The following is a 14139-nucleotide window of genomic DNA, read 5'->3' on the forward strand; positions in this document are numbered from 1 at the left end:
TCGCCCGCCGACGGCGGGACGGCCCGCGGCGACCGCGCAGGGCGCGCTCGATCCCCCTTCGCCGCCGTCCTCGCGTGCGTCATGATGAGCCCACCACGGCGGCCGTCGGCCGCCCCGTCAGGAGGCGATGACATGTCCGACGCGACCCCGACCCCGAGCTGGCCGGCCGCGGACCCGGCGGCTCGACGGGTGCTCCCGTCCAGCTCCACCCCGCTCGACCAGGACCGGGTCCAGGCCCTCCTCGTCCAGGAGTGGGAGCGCTTCACCAAGGACACCCCGGGGTCCGGTGAGCACAACGCCCGCGCGAGCAAGTCGCTCCCGCTCGGCGTCACCTCGTCCTTCCAGCACTGGGAGCCCTACCCGATCTCCATCACCTCGGCGCGCGGGGCGCACCTCACCGACGTCGACGGCCGTCAGCTGCTCGACCTGTCGATGGGCTTCGGCGCGATGCTCGTCGGGCACCTCAACCCCGTCGTCGTCGAGCGCGTCCAGCACGCCCTCGCCGAGGTCGGCACGCTCTTCGTCACCCCGTCGCCGACGGCGACGCGGGTCGCCGAGCGCTACCAGGAGCGCTTCGGTCTCGACATGCTGCGCTTCACGCAGTCGGGCACCGAGTCCCTCATGTACGCCGTCCGCGCGGCCCGCGCGTACACCGAGCGCAAGGCGATCATCAAGATCGAAGGGGGGTACCACGGCGGGTACGACGCCCTCCAGGTCTCCGTCAAGCCCGACCTCGCCGATGCCGGTCCCGCCGAGGCGCCGACGCCCGAGGTCCCCTTCGACGTCGAGGCCGGCACCGTCCACGTCGTGCCCTACAACGACCTGCCCTACCTGCAGCGCATCCTCGAGCAGCACGGCTCGCAGGTCGCGGCCGTCGTCATGGAGCCGGTCGTCGAGAACCTCGCGATCGTCCTGCCCGACGAGGGCTACCTCGCCGGTGTGCGCGCCGCGTGCGACGCCGCGGGCACCCTGCTGATCTTCGACGAGGTCAAGACCGGGCTCACCGCCGGCTACGGCGGCGCCTCGCAGCGCATCGGGGTCAAGCCCGACCTCGTCACCCTCGCCAAGAGCATCGGCGGCGGGCTCCCGCTCGCGGCCTTCGGCGGCACCGCCGAGGTCATGCAGGTCGTCGTCGACGGCCGGATGGCCCACTTCGGCACGTACAACGGCAACCCGCTCGTCATGGCGGCCGCCGAGGCCGTCGACGAGGTGTGCACCCACGAGGCGCTGCAGACCGCCGAGGACATCAACCTCGGCACGCTCGGCCGGATCGACGACGTCATCCGCGAGCTCGAGCTGCCCGCGCACACCGTCGGTATGGGTCTCAAGGGCTGCGTCACGTGGTCGAGCGGACCGGTGCGCAACTACCGCGACTACAAGGCGACCGACTTCGGCGTCGCCGAGCTGTCCTGGCTGTGGGGCGTCAACCGCGGCGTCCTCACCCCGCCCGGGCTCGACGAGCAGTGGCTCGTCTCGCTCGCGCACACGCAGGCCGACATGGATGGGCTCGTCGAGCAGTACACCGAGCTCGGGCGCGCGCTGCGCGGCTGACCTCCACCCGCCCGGCTCTCCCGCGAGCTACCACGCAGTACTGGTCGTGATCACGACCAGTACTGCGTGGTAGCTGGGGTCGCGGCGAGGGTCGGTGCGCGGGGTCCGGGTCAGATCTCGACGACCTCGTGGCTCACCAGCCGCCCGTCCTCGACGCGCAACCAGCCGTAGGTGGGGCGGGGCTGGCGGCGCTTGTCCGTCGGCGAGCCGGGGTTGAAGAGGTGCACCGCGCCGGTGTCGTCGTCCATCGGGATGTGCGAGTGCCCGAAGACGACGAGGTCGGCGGTCTCGAAGCGGCGCCGCATGCGGCGGTCGCGACCCCCCTTCGCCCCCGAGTCGTGGATCATCGCGACCCGTAAGCCGTCGAGGTCGAGCTCGAGGGTCTCGGGCACCCCGCCGCCCCACGCGGCGACCTCGGGACCGTCGTTGTTGCCGAGGACGACGTGCACCGGGGCGTGCTCGGCGAGGGTGTCGAGGACGCCCGGCGTGCACACGTCACCCGCGTGCAGGACGAGGTCGGCCCGCTCGAGCGGGGCGCGAAGGGGGCCTGGCAGCGCCTTCCAGAAGCGGGGGGCGTGGGTGTCGGAGACGACGAGGACGTCGAGCATGAGGCCAGCGTGCCATCGCCGGGACGAGACCCCCGGGCCGCGGCCTGCCGGGCCTGTCCGCTCTGACATCGTGGGATCCATGATCCTCATCAACGTCAAGTTCGCGATCAAGCCCGAGCACGCCGACGAGTGGCCGCAGATCAGCCGCGAGTTCACCGAGGCGACCCGCGCGGAGCCGGGCAACAAGTGGTTCGAGTGGTCCCGCAGCGTCGAGGACCCGACGACCTACGTCCTGCTCGAGGCCTTCGACGACGACGGCGCCGAGCCGCACGTGCGCTCCGAGCACTTCGCGAGGATGCGCGAGGTCTTCCCTCAGTACCTCGTCTCGACCCCGCTCATCGTCTCGCGGCAGGTCGACGGCGACGGCTGGGAGCCGATGGGCGAGATCAGCGTCGACTGACCGGGCGGGCGAAGGGGGGACCGGACCGGTCCCCCCTTCGCCGGCTACGCCTGCGCCGGGCGGGTCTCGCGCCCGCGTGCGGCCGACTCGACGAGGTTGTCCGCGGGCAACGTCTCGCCGGAGCGCAGCGCGTCCACCCAGGCGCTCGTCGTGGCAACGGCAGCCCAGCTCGAGGCGAGCAGCGCCATGAGGGTGTCGTGCACCTGCTGGGCCGGTGCCGACCCGGCGGCGTTGACGATGTCGATGGCCCCGGTGGCGTCCGAGAGCACCTCGACGCTCAGACCGAGCGGCTCGGCAGCGGCCGCGGACCCGAGGACGCAGTTGTTCGTCATGTAGCCGACGAGGGTGACGGTGTCGACGTCGTGCTCGCGCAGCCACTCCTCGAGCCCGGTGCCGGCGAAGACGCTGGCGAAGGACTTCGTGATCTGGAGCGTCGCGCCCTCCGCGAGGGCGGCGACGTCGGGGTGCAGCTCGAAGGTCGGGGTCGCGGGGTCGAAGACCGGCGAGCCGGCAGGTGCCGCGTGCCGCACGACGACGACGGGCACGCCTGCGTCTGCGGCCGCGGTCATCGCCTCGACGACGCGGGCGCGCGACTCCTCGCGCGGCGGGTGCTGGATCTGCAGCAGACCCTCGAAGTACTCCTGCTGGACGTCGATGACGACGAGAGCGCGGCGGGGTGCGGCCATGGGGGATCTCCTCGGGTGGGGGTGCCAGCGGGTCCGGGTCGGGTCAGTCCCGCAGGTGCTCCTCGACGCGCTGGACCTTCGCGTCGAGCATCCCGGTGTGGCCCTCGCGGATGTCGGCCTTGAGCACGAGCGAGACGCGCGGGCTGTGCGCCTGGACGGCCTCGCACGCGCGGCGCACGACGTCCATGCACTCCTGCCACTCGCCCTCGACGGTCGTGAACATCGCGTCGGTGCGGTGCGGCAGGCCCGAGTCGCGCACGACCCGGACGGCGGCGGCGACGGCCTCGCTCACCGAGCCCTCGGGGTCGGTCGTGGTGGACGGGGCGACGGAGAAGGCGACGAGCATGCCGCCACCGTAGCCAGGTCTGCTCGCCCAGGTCTGGTCAGCGTGCGGGCGTCGTGCCAGGCTCGGTCGATGGCCAGGACGATCCAGGTGACGATCGACGCCGACGACCCCGAGACGCTGAGCCGCTTCTGGGCGCAGGCCCTCGGCTACCGGATCCCGCCGCCGCCCGGGCACGAGCTCGCAGAGGGCGAGGACCCGCTCGAGGCGTGGCACGCCTTCCTCGCGGCGCGCGGCGTGCCGCAGGCCCGCTGGGGCGACGCGTCGGCGGTCGAGGACCCCGACGGGGTGGGTCCGCGGGTCTTCTTCCAGCGGGTCCCCGAGGCGAAGACGGTGAAGAACCGCGTGCACCTCGACGTGCGGGCCGCGCCGGGGCTCGAGGGGTCGGAGCGGATGTCGGCGCTCGAGGGCGAGTGCGAGCGGCTCGTCGCGCTCGGGGCGACCCGCGTGCGCCGCGAGGAGCCGGCCCCGCCGATGTCGGCCGGCTTCGTCGTCATGCAGGACCCCGAGGGCAACGAGTTCTGCCTCGACTGACGGGGCTGCGGTGGTCTCGAGGCTCGCTGGCGCTCGCACCTCGACCAGCGAAGGGCTGGCGGTGGTCTCGAGGCTCGCTGGCGCTCGCACCTCGACCAGCGAAAGGGGCTGGCCGGCGCTCGCACCTCCACCAGCGAAGAGCCCTACTCGTGGTCGCCGATGCCGGCGACCTCGTCGAGGTGCTGGAGGAGGTCGTGGGCGGCGAGCTCGACGGACTTGTGGTGCCACTCGGAGGCCCGGTAGACGCACGCGATGAGCGCCGAGCGGTGCACCCGACGCAGGTCGCCGTACGCGAAGGCGTACCTCCCCTTCGTCTCCTCGCCCGCGCCCTCGCACAGCCCGAGGTGCCACTGCGCGTACTCCTGCCACGAGTGCCGCTCGAGATAGGCGTTGCGACGCTCCGCACCTGGCTGGACCTCCGTCCAGGTGCTGTCGAGGACGTACTGGCGGGCCTCGATGCGCTCGTGAGCGCGTGCGACCCCCGCCTCGTGGACGCGGTACTTCGCCATGAGGTCAGTCAACCGCTCGCGGACCGCGCGTGGGGCCGCACGGCCCCCACCCCTGCGGGTGTGCTCAGACGTGCCCGCTCAGCTGTGCCATCCGGGTCTCGAGAGCGCTCAGCTGGCGCTCGGCGGCCGAGCCCTTGCCGAGCTTCGTCCCGTCGGGCGCGGCCATCGGCAGCACGTCGATCGACAGCTTCGCCCCGCCCGCGAGCGAGCGCAGCTCGTCGAGGCGCCGGGCGAAGGGGGACCCGCTGCCGGGGGAGTAGTAGCGCACCGCCCCGTCGAGCTCGTCCTCGAAGAGGTCGGTCTTCGTCACGACGACGACGAGCCAGATCGGGCGGTCGCGGCGCACGGCCATCGAGGCGATGCGGTGCGCGGTGATCGACCAGTCCTCGAGCTCGTCGGCGAGCAGCTCCTCGCGCGTCGCCTGCGCGACACCGGTGGTGCCGCCGGTGCGCCGCGGGGTCGCGTGCCCGTAGGCGACGACGTGGAGCACCCCGTCGACGGGGTCGTCGTGGAAGACCTCGTCGAGCGCGCTGAGCCGGGTCGCCGCGTTGTCGCCGGGCACGACGCGGAAGCGGAAGCCGCGCCCCTTCGCCGTCTTGCGGGTGCGCCGCTCCATCGTCGCCGACCCGACGTCGTCGCTGCCCAGGGTGGGGCTGCGCCGGGCGAGTGTGTCGGCGAGGCGGGTCTTGCCGACCCCGGTCATCCCGGTGACGGCGACGGTGGGGAAGCGGCCGCGGAAGAGGTGGGTGAGGTGGCCCGGCCCGTTGGTCAGCGCGCCGAGCGCACCGCCGGCGATGCTCGTGCCGATGGCGGTGCGGGCCGGGCCGCTGAGGCTGGAGCGCACGGATCGGCTCGAAGGGGTCATCGTCGTCACCTCGGGTGGTGGGGCGGGTCGGTCAGGACCCAGCCCATCACACCCGCGGGGGTTCTCCGGCCTCCGACCTGGGCGGTCATCACGCAACACCCGCGAAACACGTTCTCTCACAACGGGAAACACCGAGGGTGTGAGATCCCGTGCATGGCCAGGACACGCTCCGCACGATCGCTCCGCACCGCCCGCGCCGTCGCCTACCGCTGCCGGCGGCACACGACCTTCCGCGTCATCTGGCCGGAGGTCGACGCCCCGCTCGTGCACCCGTGCCCGTCGTGCGGCATGGCCTCCCTGCGGCTCATCGGCACCCGCCCGGACTCCGTCAGCGCCTGACGGCAGGCCCGGTCAGCGCCCGAGGAGCAGGAGCAGCAGCGGTGCCAGGTCGTCGGGCAGGGGCTCTCGCGGGTCGAGCCACCTGACCTGCTCGATCTCGGCCGCCGGGTGCACGACCGGGGCGCTCTGCCCCTCGAGCGCCGGGTGCTCGAAGACCGTCGCGAGCAGGTCCTGACCCGCCTCGTTGGCGGCGGCGGTCCGGTGCACGCCGACGAGCCGCAGCAGGTCCGGGTCCAGTCGCAGCCCGAGCTCCTCCTCGACCTCGCGCACCGCGCACGCGTGCGCGCTCTCGTCCGGCTCGGGCTTGCCACCCGGCTGCATGAAGAGCGAGGTGCCGCGCTTGCGCACGGTGAGGACCTGGCCGTCCGCGTCGCGCAGGGTCACCGCGCTGACGACGATCGCGCCGGCCCGCCGCGCCGCGTCGGCGCCGAGCGCCGCGTGGACGACGCTGTCGTGCCACCGCCCGCCGACCCACCGGTCGTGACGGGCCACCCCTTCGCGCCTCAGGCCGACCGCCTCGGCGACGTGGGCCGCCCGCTCGTCGCGCGGGTCGGTCCGCGCGACGACACGGTGCAGCCCGTGGTGGTCCAGGGCGAGGGAGAGCACGTCCGCGACGGCGCCGGTCACCTCGGTCTCGTCGACCCCGTCCGCGAAGGCCCAGGCCAGCTCGCCGGTCGCGCGGGCCTCGTCGAGGGCAAGCGCGAGCGACCCGACGACCTCGCCGGCACGCTCGGCCACGAGGTCGTACCGGGCGGCGAAGGGGGCGACCCATCCGTCCTCGTCGGGGCGGCGGTCACGCACGACGAGCGCGCCGACGCGCGAGGGGAGGGGGAGGGGCACGGCGCCAGTGTGTCGCACGGCTGCACGCGGGTGTAGCCAGGCTTCAGCCCGGTGATAGCCCGACCGGGCAGCGTCGTCCCCACGAGCACCGCCGGACCCCGGGGAGGACCACCCATGGAGCACATCGCACGCCGCACCGTCCTGAGCACGACGCTCGTCGGGGCCCTCGGCACCCTCGCCGTCGGGCCCGCCGCGGCCGCCGGCACCGTCGACATGGAGGCGCTCGTCCTCGCCGCGCAGCTCGACCCGGTGAAGACCGGGACGGGGCTGACGCCCGGCGCCGCGACGAGCGTGCGACTCGTCGAGCAGGCGCTCGCCGCGAAGGGGATGCTCGCCGCGAGCTACGTCGACGGGCACTTCGGCACCGCGACCCGCACCGCGTACGCCCGGTGGCAGCGCTCGCTGGGCCACTCGGGTCTCGGCGCCAACGGACTGCCCGGCCGCTCCTCGCTCGTGGCCCTCGGGTCCGGCCGCTTCACGGTGACCCGGCAGATCTCGCCCGGCGCCCGCACGAGGTACGACGGGCACCCCTTCGCCACGCGCACCGTCGCGATGCTCGTCGAGGCCAGCCGGCTCTCCGGGGTCGAGCCGCGCGTCGAGCAGGGCTCGTACTCGCCCGGCACCGACCCGACGTCGGCGGGCACCCACGACGGCGGCGGTGCCGTCGACCTCGACGCCGAGGCGCTCACCGCGACCCAGCGCACCCGGCACGTGCGCAGCCTGCGCCGTGTGGGCTTCGCCGCCTGGTTGCGAACCCCGTCGCAGGGCGACTGGCCGCTGCACATCCACGCAGTCGCGATCAACGACACCGACCTCTCGACGCCCGCCCAGACCCAGGTCGGCCGGTACTACCTCGGCCGCAACGGGCTGGCGAGCAACGCCCCCGACGACGGCCCGGCCGTCACGAAGGTCACCTGGGAGCAGTACCGACGCACCCGGTGACACCACGCACCTCCTCGCCGGGACAGGCCCGGCGGCGGACCACCGAAGACGCAGGGAAGGCAGCACGATGAGACGACCACACACCCGACACCTCTCGGTCCTCGCCGCGACGGGAGCCCTCGTGGCCCCGATGGCGCTCGCCCTCGCGCCGGCGCAGGCGGCGGGGCGTGACGGCACCTGCCAGAGCGGGGAGTTCTGCTACTACTACAACTCGGGCCAGGCCGGGTCGGTGTCGGACTTCACGACCTCGATTGGTGACTACGGCACGAGCCAGCCGGGCTGCTACGACTTCAAGGGCGCCGGGGCGGGCAAGGGCGTGTGCGTGAAGAACAACGCCGCGAGCGTGTGGAACCGCACGAGCAAGACGGTGACGGTCTACTACAACTCCAGCTACGGCGGTGCGACGCAGAAGATCGCGGCGGGCGGCAAGGCCAACCTCAACGCGACGCTGAAGAACAACAACGCCTCGCACCGCATCGGCTCCCCGCCGGCGGGCACCGGCAGCTTCCTGCTGCCCTTCCCCTGCGGCGAGACGTGGGCGGCCGGCACCCGGACCAACCACAGCCCCCAGCTGTCGGTCGACTTCAACCACTACCCCGACGACCTGGGCTGGAAGGTCTACTCCTCCGCCCCGGGCACCGTCTCGACGGTGCGCGACCTCGGCGGCAGCTCGTACGGCAAGTACGTCGTCATCACCCACTCCGGTGGCTGGCAGACGCTCTACGCCCACCTGCAGTCCTTCAACGTGAAGGTCGGCCAGAGCGTCTCGGCGAAGACGATGATCGGGCGCGTCGGGAGCACCGGTGGCTCCACCGGACCTCACCTGCACTACGAGCAGAAGCAGAACGGCGTCGTGAAGAAGGCGACCTTCAAGGACGGCAACCCGGTGTACTACGGGAGCAAGAACCTCGCGCGGAAGAGCTCGTGCCCGTGAGCGCCGTGACCCGTCGGGCCGGGGTGAGCGCCGCCGCGCTCGGGCTCCTCGTCGCACCGGCGCTCTCCGCCCCGACGGCGCAGGCGGCGGGGCGTGACGGCACCTGCCAGAGCGGGGAGTTCTGCTACTACTACAACTCGGGCCAGGCCGGGTCGGTGTCGGACTTCACGACCTCGGTCGGTGACTACGGCACGAGCCAGCCGGGCTGCTACGACTTCAAGGGCGCCGGGGCGGGCAAGGGCGTGTGCGTGAAGAACAACGCCGCGAGCGTGTGGAACCGCACGAGCAAGACGGTGACGGTCTACTACAACTCCAGCTACGGCGGTGCGACGCAGAAGATCGCCGCGGGCGGCAAGGCCAACCTCAACGCGACCCTGAAGAATAACAACGCCTCGCACCGCATCGGCAGCACGGGCGGGGTCAAGGCCGGCGACGACTACCCGTACAAGGGTCAGTCCAGCGGCATCGACCGGTGGAACTTCTACAAGGGCGAGTGCACGAGCTTCGCCGCGTGGGCGCTCAACTCCCGGATGGGCGTGAACTTCACCAACCAGTACAAGGGCGCCAGCCGCTGGGGCAACGCGAAGAACTGGGACAACACCGCCCGTGCGGTCGGGGTGCCGGTCTACTCGCGGCCCAAGGCCGGAGACGTCGCCGTGCGCGAGGGCGGCACCTTCGGTCACGTCGCCTTCGTCACGAAGGTCAACGCGAACGGCACCTTCGAGGTCGACGAGTACAACTACGGCGGCGGCTCGCGCTACAGCCACCGCACGACCTCGGTGGGGACGGCGAACAGCCAGTTCAGCTCCTTCATCCGCTTCCGCTGACGGCTCACGGCCACGGGCGTCCCGGCACCGCCGGGGCGCCCGTCGTCGTGCGTGGGGGCGAAGGGGGAGAGGCGACGGGATGAGAGAGGCGAAGGGGGCGACGGGGGAGAGAGGCGAAGGGTGCGACGGGGGAGCCGCGCGGCGCACGCCGTGCGGTCAGGCGCTCCGCGCGTCCAGCTCGTCGGCCCGCGCCTGCAGGGCCCGGGCCGCGGCGACCGACCCGCGGGCCAGCTCGACCCGGGCCAGCCCGCGCAGGCACTCGGCGGCGTCGGGCCGGGTCGACCCGCGGTCGAAGATGCTCGCCGCCCGCCCGAGCGCGAAGGCCGCGTGCTCGAGGTCCCCGCTGTCGCGGTCGGCGCGCTCGGCGAGGATCTGGCCCCGGACCCGGCTCACGTGCGCGAGGCAGCGCTCGTCGCCGAGCGCCTCGAAGACCTGCTCGGCCTCGCCCAGCACCGCAAGCGCTCGCGCCGGGCGCCCCTGCCGGCCGTGCACGACGGCCAGCTCGCGCAGTACGACCGCCTCGCGGTGGCTGTCGTCGACCTCGCGGGCCAGGCGTCGCGCGCGCTCGAGCTCGGCGACGGCGGCGTCGAGCTCGCCGAGGTCGGCGAGCGCCCGGGCGATGCCCCACCGCAGGTGCGCAGCGGCAGCCGGCGCGGTCGGGGTGACGATGCGCACCGCGCGCCGCAGGAGGGGCAGCGCGAGATCGGGTCGTCCGGTGAGGCGGTGGCACACGGCCCGGGCGCCGAGGGCCATCGCGACCCCCCGCTCGTGCCCGACGGACTCGAAGAGCTCGAGCGCCTCGTCCGCGCAGCGCGCCGCCTCGGGCATCCGCGAGTGGTAGAGGTGCAGCTGGGCCCGCGAGCGCAGCAGAGCGGCCCGGCCGAGCGGCTCGTCGGTGACGCCGTCGGCGACGTCGTGGCACTGCGCCCAGTCGACGAGGTGGGCCCGGGTGTCGAGATAGGGCACGAGCGCGACGGCCAGCTGCCAGCACGTGCTCCGGCGCTCGTGCCGGGCCGCGGTGCGCACGGCGGCGAGGAGCCCGGCCCGCTCGGCGTCGAACCAGCCGAGCGCACCCGCGGCGACCTGCTCCATGGCCTCGGCGGGCGCGCTGACCTCGACGAGGTCCTCGCCTCGCGGCGGGGCGAAGGGGTTCGGCGGCAGCGCCTGCGTCGCCTGGCGGGAGAGCTCGAGCCAGGTCCCGAGGAGCCGGTCGAGAGCCGGGTCGACGACCGTGGCGCCCAGACGGTCGCACCGCTGCGCCGCGTCGGGGAGCAGCACGTCGTCGAGGCGGAAGCGCGGCCGGCCCTCGGCGCACGACGTGGTGAGGAGGTGGGCGTCGACGAGCTCGTCGAGGTGCCCGTCCGCCACGGCCGGCGCGACGTCGAGGAGCGCGGCAGCCGCCCAGGCCGGCAGGTCGGCCGGCCCGCCGAGGGCGAGCAGGGCGTGCAGCCGGCGGGCGCCCGGTGTCAGGGGTCTCAGGGCCCGCTCCACGCATGCGCCGAGGTCGAGCGAGCCCAGCCGCATCCCCTCGACGAGCCGGTCGTCGTCGACGAGCCGGTCGAGCGCGGTCTGCACCGACCACCCGGGACGGGCCGCGAGCCGGCCGCCGACCGCCCGCACGGCCAGGGGCAGCCGGCCGCAGCGCTCGACGAGGTCGGCCGCCGCTCCGGGCTCGGCGCCGACGCGCCCGTCGCCGACGACCCGGTCGAGCAGCTCGACGGCGTCAGCGCGGCGCAGTGCCGACAGCGCGACCCGCGCGGTGGCCGGCGCGTCGGACAGGTGGTGCCGGGCGGTGACGAGGAGCGCGCTCGCGCCACCGGTGGGTGCGACGGCCCGGACCTGGTCGCCGTCCACCGCGTCGTCGAGGACGACGAGGACCCGCCGCTCGTGGAGATGGGCGCGCAGCAGGGCCGCTCGTGCCGGGGCCGACCCGGGCAGGTCGGGGATCGCGAGCTGGGCGAGCAGCTCGGCGACGAGCTCGGCCGGGGGCCGGGGGCTGCCGTCGGCGTCGCCGCCGAGCAGGTAGGCCTGACCGTCGGGGTGGCGATCGGCCACGGCAGAGGCGGCGCGCAGGGCCAGGGCGGTGCGTCCGGTCCCCGGGCCGCCGTGGACGACGACCACCGGGGCGGGTGCGCACACGCCGCGGGGCCGCAGCCGGCTCACGACCTCGGCGAGCTCCTCCTCGCGCCCGACGAGCGCCTCCGGTGCGCACGGGACCCGGGGCCGCGGGCGTGAGGTCGGGGGAGCGGGGACGTCCGGGGGAGGGGCCGCCGGAGCAGCGGCGGACGGGGCAGGGGCAGCCCCGGCCCGCCCGGGCGAGGGCCGGGCGGCCCGGGTCGCGCCCCGCAGGATCTCGTGGTGGAGCGCCTGCACCTCGGCGCACGGCTCGACCCCGAGCTCCTGGACGAGCACCCGGCGCAGCCGGCGGTAGACCTGGAGGGCCTCGGCCTGCCGCCCGGTGCGGTGCAGGGCGGTCATGAGCTGCGCGCACACGTGCTCGCGCACGGGGTGGGCCGCGAGATGACGGGTCAACGGGCCGACCGCCTCGGCGTGCCGGCCCTGGGCGAGCAGCGCCGCGAAGCCGGTCTCCTCGACCTCCCTTCGCAGCTCGGCGAGGTGCTCGACCCGGGCCCGGACGACCGGGGTGGCCACGACGTCCTCGAAGGGGTCGCCACGCCACAGCCCGCGTGCCCGGTCGACCACCTGGGCCGCGCCCACCGGGTCACCCGCGGCGAGGGCCGCCCGGGCGACGACGAGGCCTCGCTCGGCCCGGTCGGCGTCGGTGCGCAGGGACGCGACGTCGAGGCCGTAGCCCGCGGTCGTCGTCGTCAGCGCGTCGGCGGCGCCGGCCGGCAGGGCACGGCGCAGGTGCAGGACGTAGCCGTGGACCTGGGTGCGCGCCGAGGCGGGAGGGGCGTCGCCCCACACCTCGCGGATGAGGGTCTCGACGCTCACCGGGTGGGGTGCGCGGGCGACGAGGGCGGCGAGGACGGCCCGCCGCTTCGGCGAGCCGATGGCGCGCCAGCTGCTCCCGTCGTGGACCTGCAGCGGCCCGAGCACGCCGAGATGAGGTCGTGGGTCGTCGTCCGGCATGCATGCACTCCCCTGCGCGTGGCACCGAAGGCCCAGGATCCCAGCCCCACCACCGCGCGGGTCTACCTCGCCCCGGTCAAGAGATGACCAGCGCTTCGCAACCGGGCGGCCCGCCGACCCGGCAGCACCTCGTCGCGCGTGCCGCAGCACGAGGTGCTGCTGGCGCGTCGAGGTGCTGCCTGCAGCACCTTGTTCGGGGGAGGGTCAGGTGCCGCAGTAGGTGACGTAGTGGCGGGTGAAGCGGGGGGCGGGCTCGGCGAGGCGCTCGCGGCCCGGCCGCTCGACGAAGGGGTCGCGCAGCGCCGCATCGAGGGCGGCGAAGGGGGCGAGGTCTCCCCCTTCGGCCGCGGCGAGGGCCTCCTCGACGAGGTGGTTGCGCGGGATGTAGACGGGGTTGACCCGGTCCATCGCCTCGGCCGCCTCGTGCGTCCGGCCGGAGCTCGCGACCCGCTCGCGCCAGGTGCGCTCCCAGGCGGCCCAGCGCTCGCGGTCCTCCACCTCGTCGAGGTGGCGGGCCGGCTCACCGCGCAGGAGCCGGGCGAGGTCGCGGTGCAGGCCGGTGTGGTCGAGCTCCTCGTCACGGGCGATGCCCTGCAGCTCGGCGACGAGCTCGCCGTCGCGGTCCTCTGTGGAGCCCGGGAGGCCCAGCGCCGCGCGGGCGCGGTCCAGCCGGCTCGCCCGGTAGCGCGCGTCGAAGCCGTCGAGCAGGGACTGGGCCCGGGTGACCGCGTCGTCCGGGCTCTCCTGCGCGAGCGGCACGAGCGCCTCGGCGAGCCGCGCGAGGCCCCACGCCGCCATCGTCGGCTGCTGCGAGTACCGGTACCGACCGGTGTGGTCGATGCTGCTGAACCACTGCTCGGGGGCGTAGGTGTCGAGGAAGGCGCACGGCCCGTAGTCGATGGTCTCGCCGGAGAGGGTCATGTTGTCGGTGTTCATCACGCCGTGGACGAAGCCGAGCGACATCCACGCCGCGACGAGATCGGCCTGGCGCTCGAGCACCGAGGCGAAGAGGTCGAGGACGTCGCCCTCGGCGACGTGCGGGTGGTGCCGGGACCGGACGTGCTCGACGAGCGCGCCGAGCTGCTCGCGGCTGCCCTGGGTGGCGAGCAGGACGACGGTCCCGATGCGCAGGTGCGAGGCGGCGACCCGGGTGAGCACCGCGCCCGGCAGGGGGCGCTCGCGGCGGACCTGCTCGCCGGTCGCGACGGCCGCGAGGGAGCGCGTCGTCGGCACGCCGACGGCGTGCATGAAGCCGCTCACGAGGTACTCGCGCAGCACCGGGCCGAGGGCGGCACGGCCGTCGCCGCCGCGGGAGAAGGGGGTGCGTCCTGAACCCTTGAGGGCCACGTCGCGCCGCTGACCGGAGACGTCGACGACCTCGCCGAGCAGGTGCGCCCGGCCGTCGCCGAGGAGCGGGCTCAGCTGCCCGAACTGGTGGCCCGCGTACGCCTGGGCGATTGGCTGCGACCCCGTCGCCACACGGTTGCCGGCGAGCACCTCGACGCCCTCGACGGAGCGCAGCTGCTCCGGGTCGGCGCCGAGCTCGCGAGCGAGGTCCTCGTCGAGGGCGAGCAGGCGCGGGTCGGCGACGGGGACCGGGTCGACCCGGGCGCCGAGCCAGCCGAGGTCGCGGACGAAGGTGTTGTCCCACTGCATGTCCTCCAGCGT

At 74.4% G+C, this 14139-nt stretch carries 15 protein-coding genes; 7 read left to right on the forward strand and 8 right to left on the reverse strand.

Annotation, left to right across the window (positions count from 1 at the left end; translation table 11 throughout):
* The first annotated feature begins 132 nt into the window (after window positions 1–132).
* Window positions 133–1551 (forward strand): aspartate aminotransferase family protein, encoded by a 1419-nt coding sequence (locus tag LIV55_RS07370; protein WP_229299780.1) that lies wholly within the window; start codon window positions 133–135, stop codon window positions 1549–1551.
* Between the two features lie 110 nt (window positions 1552–1661).
* On the opposite strand, the gene LIV55_RS07375 is transcribed toward LIV55_RS07370, so the two are convergent.
* Window positions 1662–2159, reverse strand: a complete 498-nt coding sequence (locus LIV55_RS07375) for a metallophosphoesterase family protein (RefSeq protein ID WP_229299781.1) — start codon at window positions 2157–2159, stop codon at window positions 1662–1664.
* A gap of 79 nt (window positions 2160–2238) precedes the next feature.
* Here LIV55_RS07375 and LIV55_RS07380 point away from each other — a divergent pair, with 79 nt between their 5' ends.
* Window positions 2239–2559 carry a putative quinol monooxygenase gene (locus LIV55_RS07380; protein ID WP_068270544.1) on the forward strand — a complete coding sequence of 107 codons (321 nt, stop codon included), beginning with the start codon at window positions 2239–2241 and terminating at the stop codon, window positions 2557–2559.
* 44 nt (window positions 2560–2603) lie between these two features.
* Here the strand turns inward: LIV55_RS07380 and LIV55_RS07385 are convergent, their stop codons facing one another.
* Entirely contained in the window at window positions 2604–3245 is a 642-nt protein-coding gene (locus LIV55_RS07385) for an isochorismatase family protein (protein WP_229299782.1), read from the reverse strand.
* Window positions 3246–3288: 43 nt separating this feature from the next.
* Window positions 3289–3591, reverse strand: a complete 303-nt coding sequence (locus tag LIV55_RS07390) for a thiamine-binding protein (RefSeq protein WP_068270538.1) — start codon at window positions 3589–3591, stop codon at window positions 3289–3291.
* Window positions 3592–3660: 69 nt separating this feature from the next.
* Between LIV55_RS07390 and LIV55_RS07395 the strand changes: the two genes are divergently transcribed.
* Complete coding sequence (locus LIV55_RS07395; protein ID WP_229299783.1) at window positions 3661–4122, forward strand: VOC family protein; 462 nt, start codon at window positions 3661–3663, stop codon at window positions 4120–4122.
* Window positions 4123–4265: 143 nt separating this feature from the next.
* On the opposite strand, the gene LIV55_RS07400 is transcribed toward LIV55_RS07395, so the two are convergent.
* Together LIV55_RS07400 and LIV55_RS07405 are read right to left on the reverse strand one after the other, a co-directional pair.
* Complete coding sequence (locus tag LIV55_RS07400; protein ID WP_068270532.1) at window positions 4266–4631, reverse strand: hypothetical protein; 366 nt, start codon at window positions 4629–4631, stop codon at window positions 4266–4268.
* A gap of 64 nt (window positions 4632–4695) precedes the next feature.
* Complete coding sequence (locus LIV55_RS07405; protein ID WP_229299784.1) at window positions 4696–5496, reverse strand: GTPase domain-containing protein; 801 nt, start codon at window positions 5494–5496, stop codon at window positions 4696–4698.
* A 153-nt stretch (window positions 5497–5649) separates the two neighbouring features.
* Between LIV55_RS07405 and LIV55_RS07410 the strand changes: the two genes are divergently transcribed.
* Window positions 5650–5835, forward strand: coding sequence for a hypothetical protein (locus LIV55_RS07410; protein ID WP_068270527.1), 186 nt, complete (start codon window positions 5650–5652; stop codon window positions 5833–5835).
* Between the two features lie 12 nt (window positions 5836–5847).
* On the opposite strand, the gene LIV55_RS17150 is transcribed toward LIV55_RS07410, so the two are convergent.
* Window positions 5848–6675, reverse strand: a complete 828-nt coding sequence (locus LIV55_RS17150; RefSeq protein ID WP_308012884.1) for a GNAT family N-acetyltransferase — start codon at window positions 6673–6675, stop codon at window positions 5848–5850.
* Window positions 6676–6789: 114 nt separating this feature from the next.
* Between LIV55_RS17150 and LIV55_RS07420 the strand changes: the two genes are divergently transcribed.
* The 3 genes from LIV55_RS07420 (at window position 6790) to LIV55_RS17155 (ending at window position 9378) form a co-directional block, all read left to right on the forward strand.
* Window positions 6790–7617: a peptidoglycan-binding protein gene (locus tag LIV55_RS07420; RefSeq protein ID WP_191564850.1), complete on the forward strand. Its 828-nt coding sequence runs from the start codon at window positions 6790–6792 to the stop codon at window positions 7615–7617.
* Between the two features lie 67 nt (window positions 7618–7684).
* Entirely contained in the window at window positions 7685–8551 is an 867-nt protein-coding gene (locus tag LIV55_RS07425; RefSeq protein WP_229299785.1) for a peptidoglycan DD-metalloendopeptidase family protein, read from the forward strand.
* Window positions 8548–9378, forward strand: coding sequence for a CHAP domain-containing protein (locus LIV55_RS17155; protein WP_229299786.1), 831 nt, complete (start codon window positions 8548–8550; stop codon window positions 9376–9378). Before LIV55_RS07425 ends, LIV55_RS17155 begins: the two co-directional genes overlap by 4 nt.
* 156 nt (window positions 9379–9534) lie before the next feature.
* Here the strand turns inward: LIV55_RS17155 and LIV55_RS07435 are convergent, their stop codons facing one another.
* Window positions 9535–12471 (reverse strand): AfsR/SARP family transcriptional regulator, encoded by a 2937-nt coding sequence (locus LIV55_RS07435; RefSeq protein ID WP_229299787.1) that lies wholly within the window; start codon window positions 12469–12471, stop codon window positions 9535–9537.
* Window positions 12472–12675: 204 nt separating this feature from the next.
* Complete coding sequence (locus tag LIV55_RS07440) at window positions 12676–14127, reverse strand: protein adenylyltransferase SelO (protein ID WP_229299788.1); 1452 nt, start codon at window positions 14125–14127, stop codon at window positions 12676–12678.
* Window positions 14128–14139: the final 12 nt, after the last annotated feature.

It is taken from the genome of Janibacter melonis (genome assembly GCF_020567375.1).
Taxonomy (GTDB): Bacteria; Actinomycetota; Actinomycetes; order Actinomycetales; family Dermatophilaceae; genus Marihabitans; species Marihabitans melonis.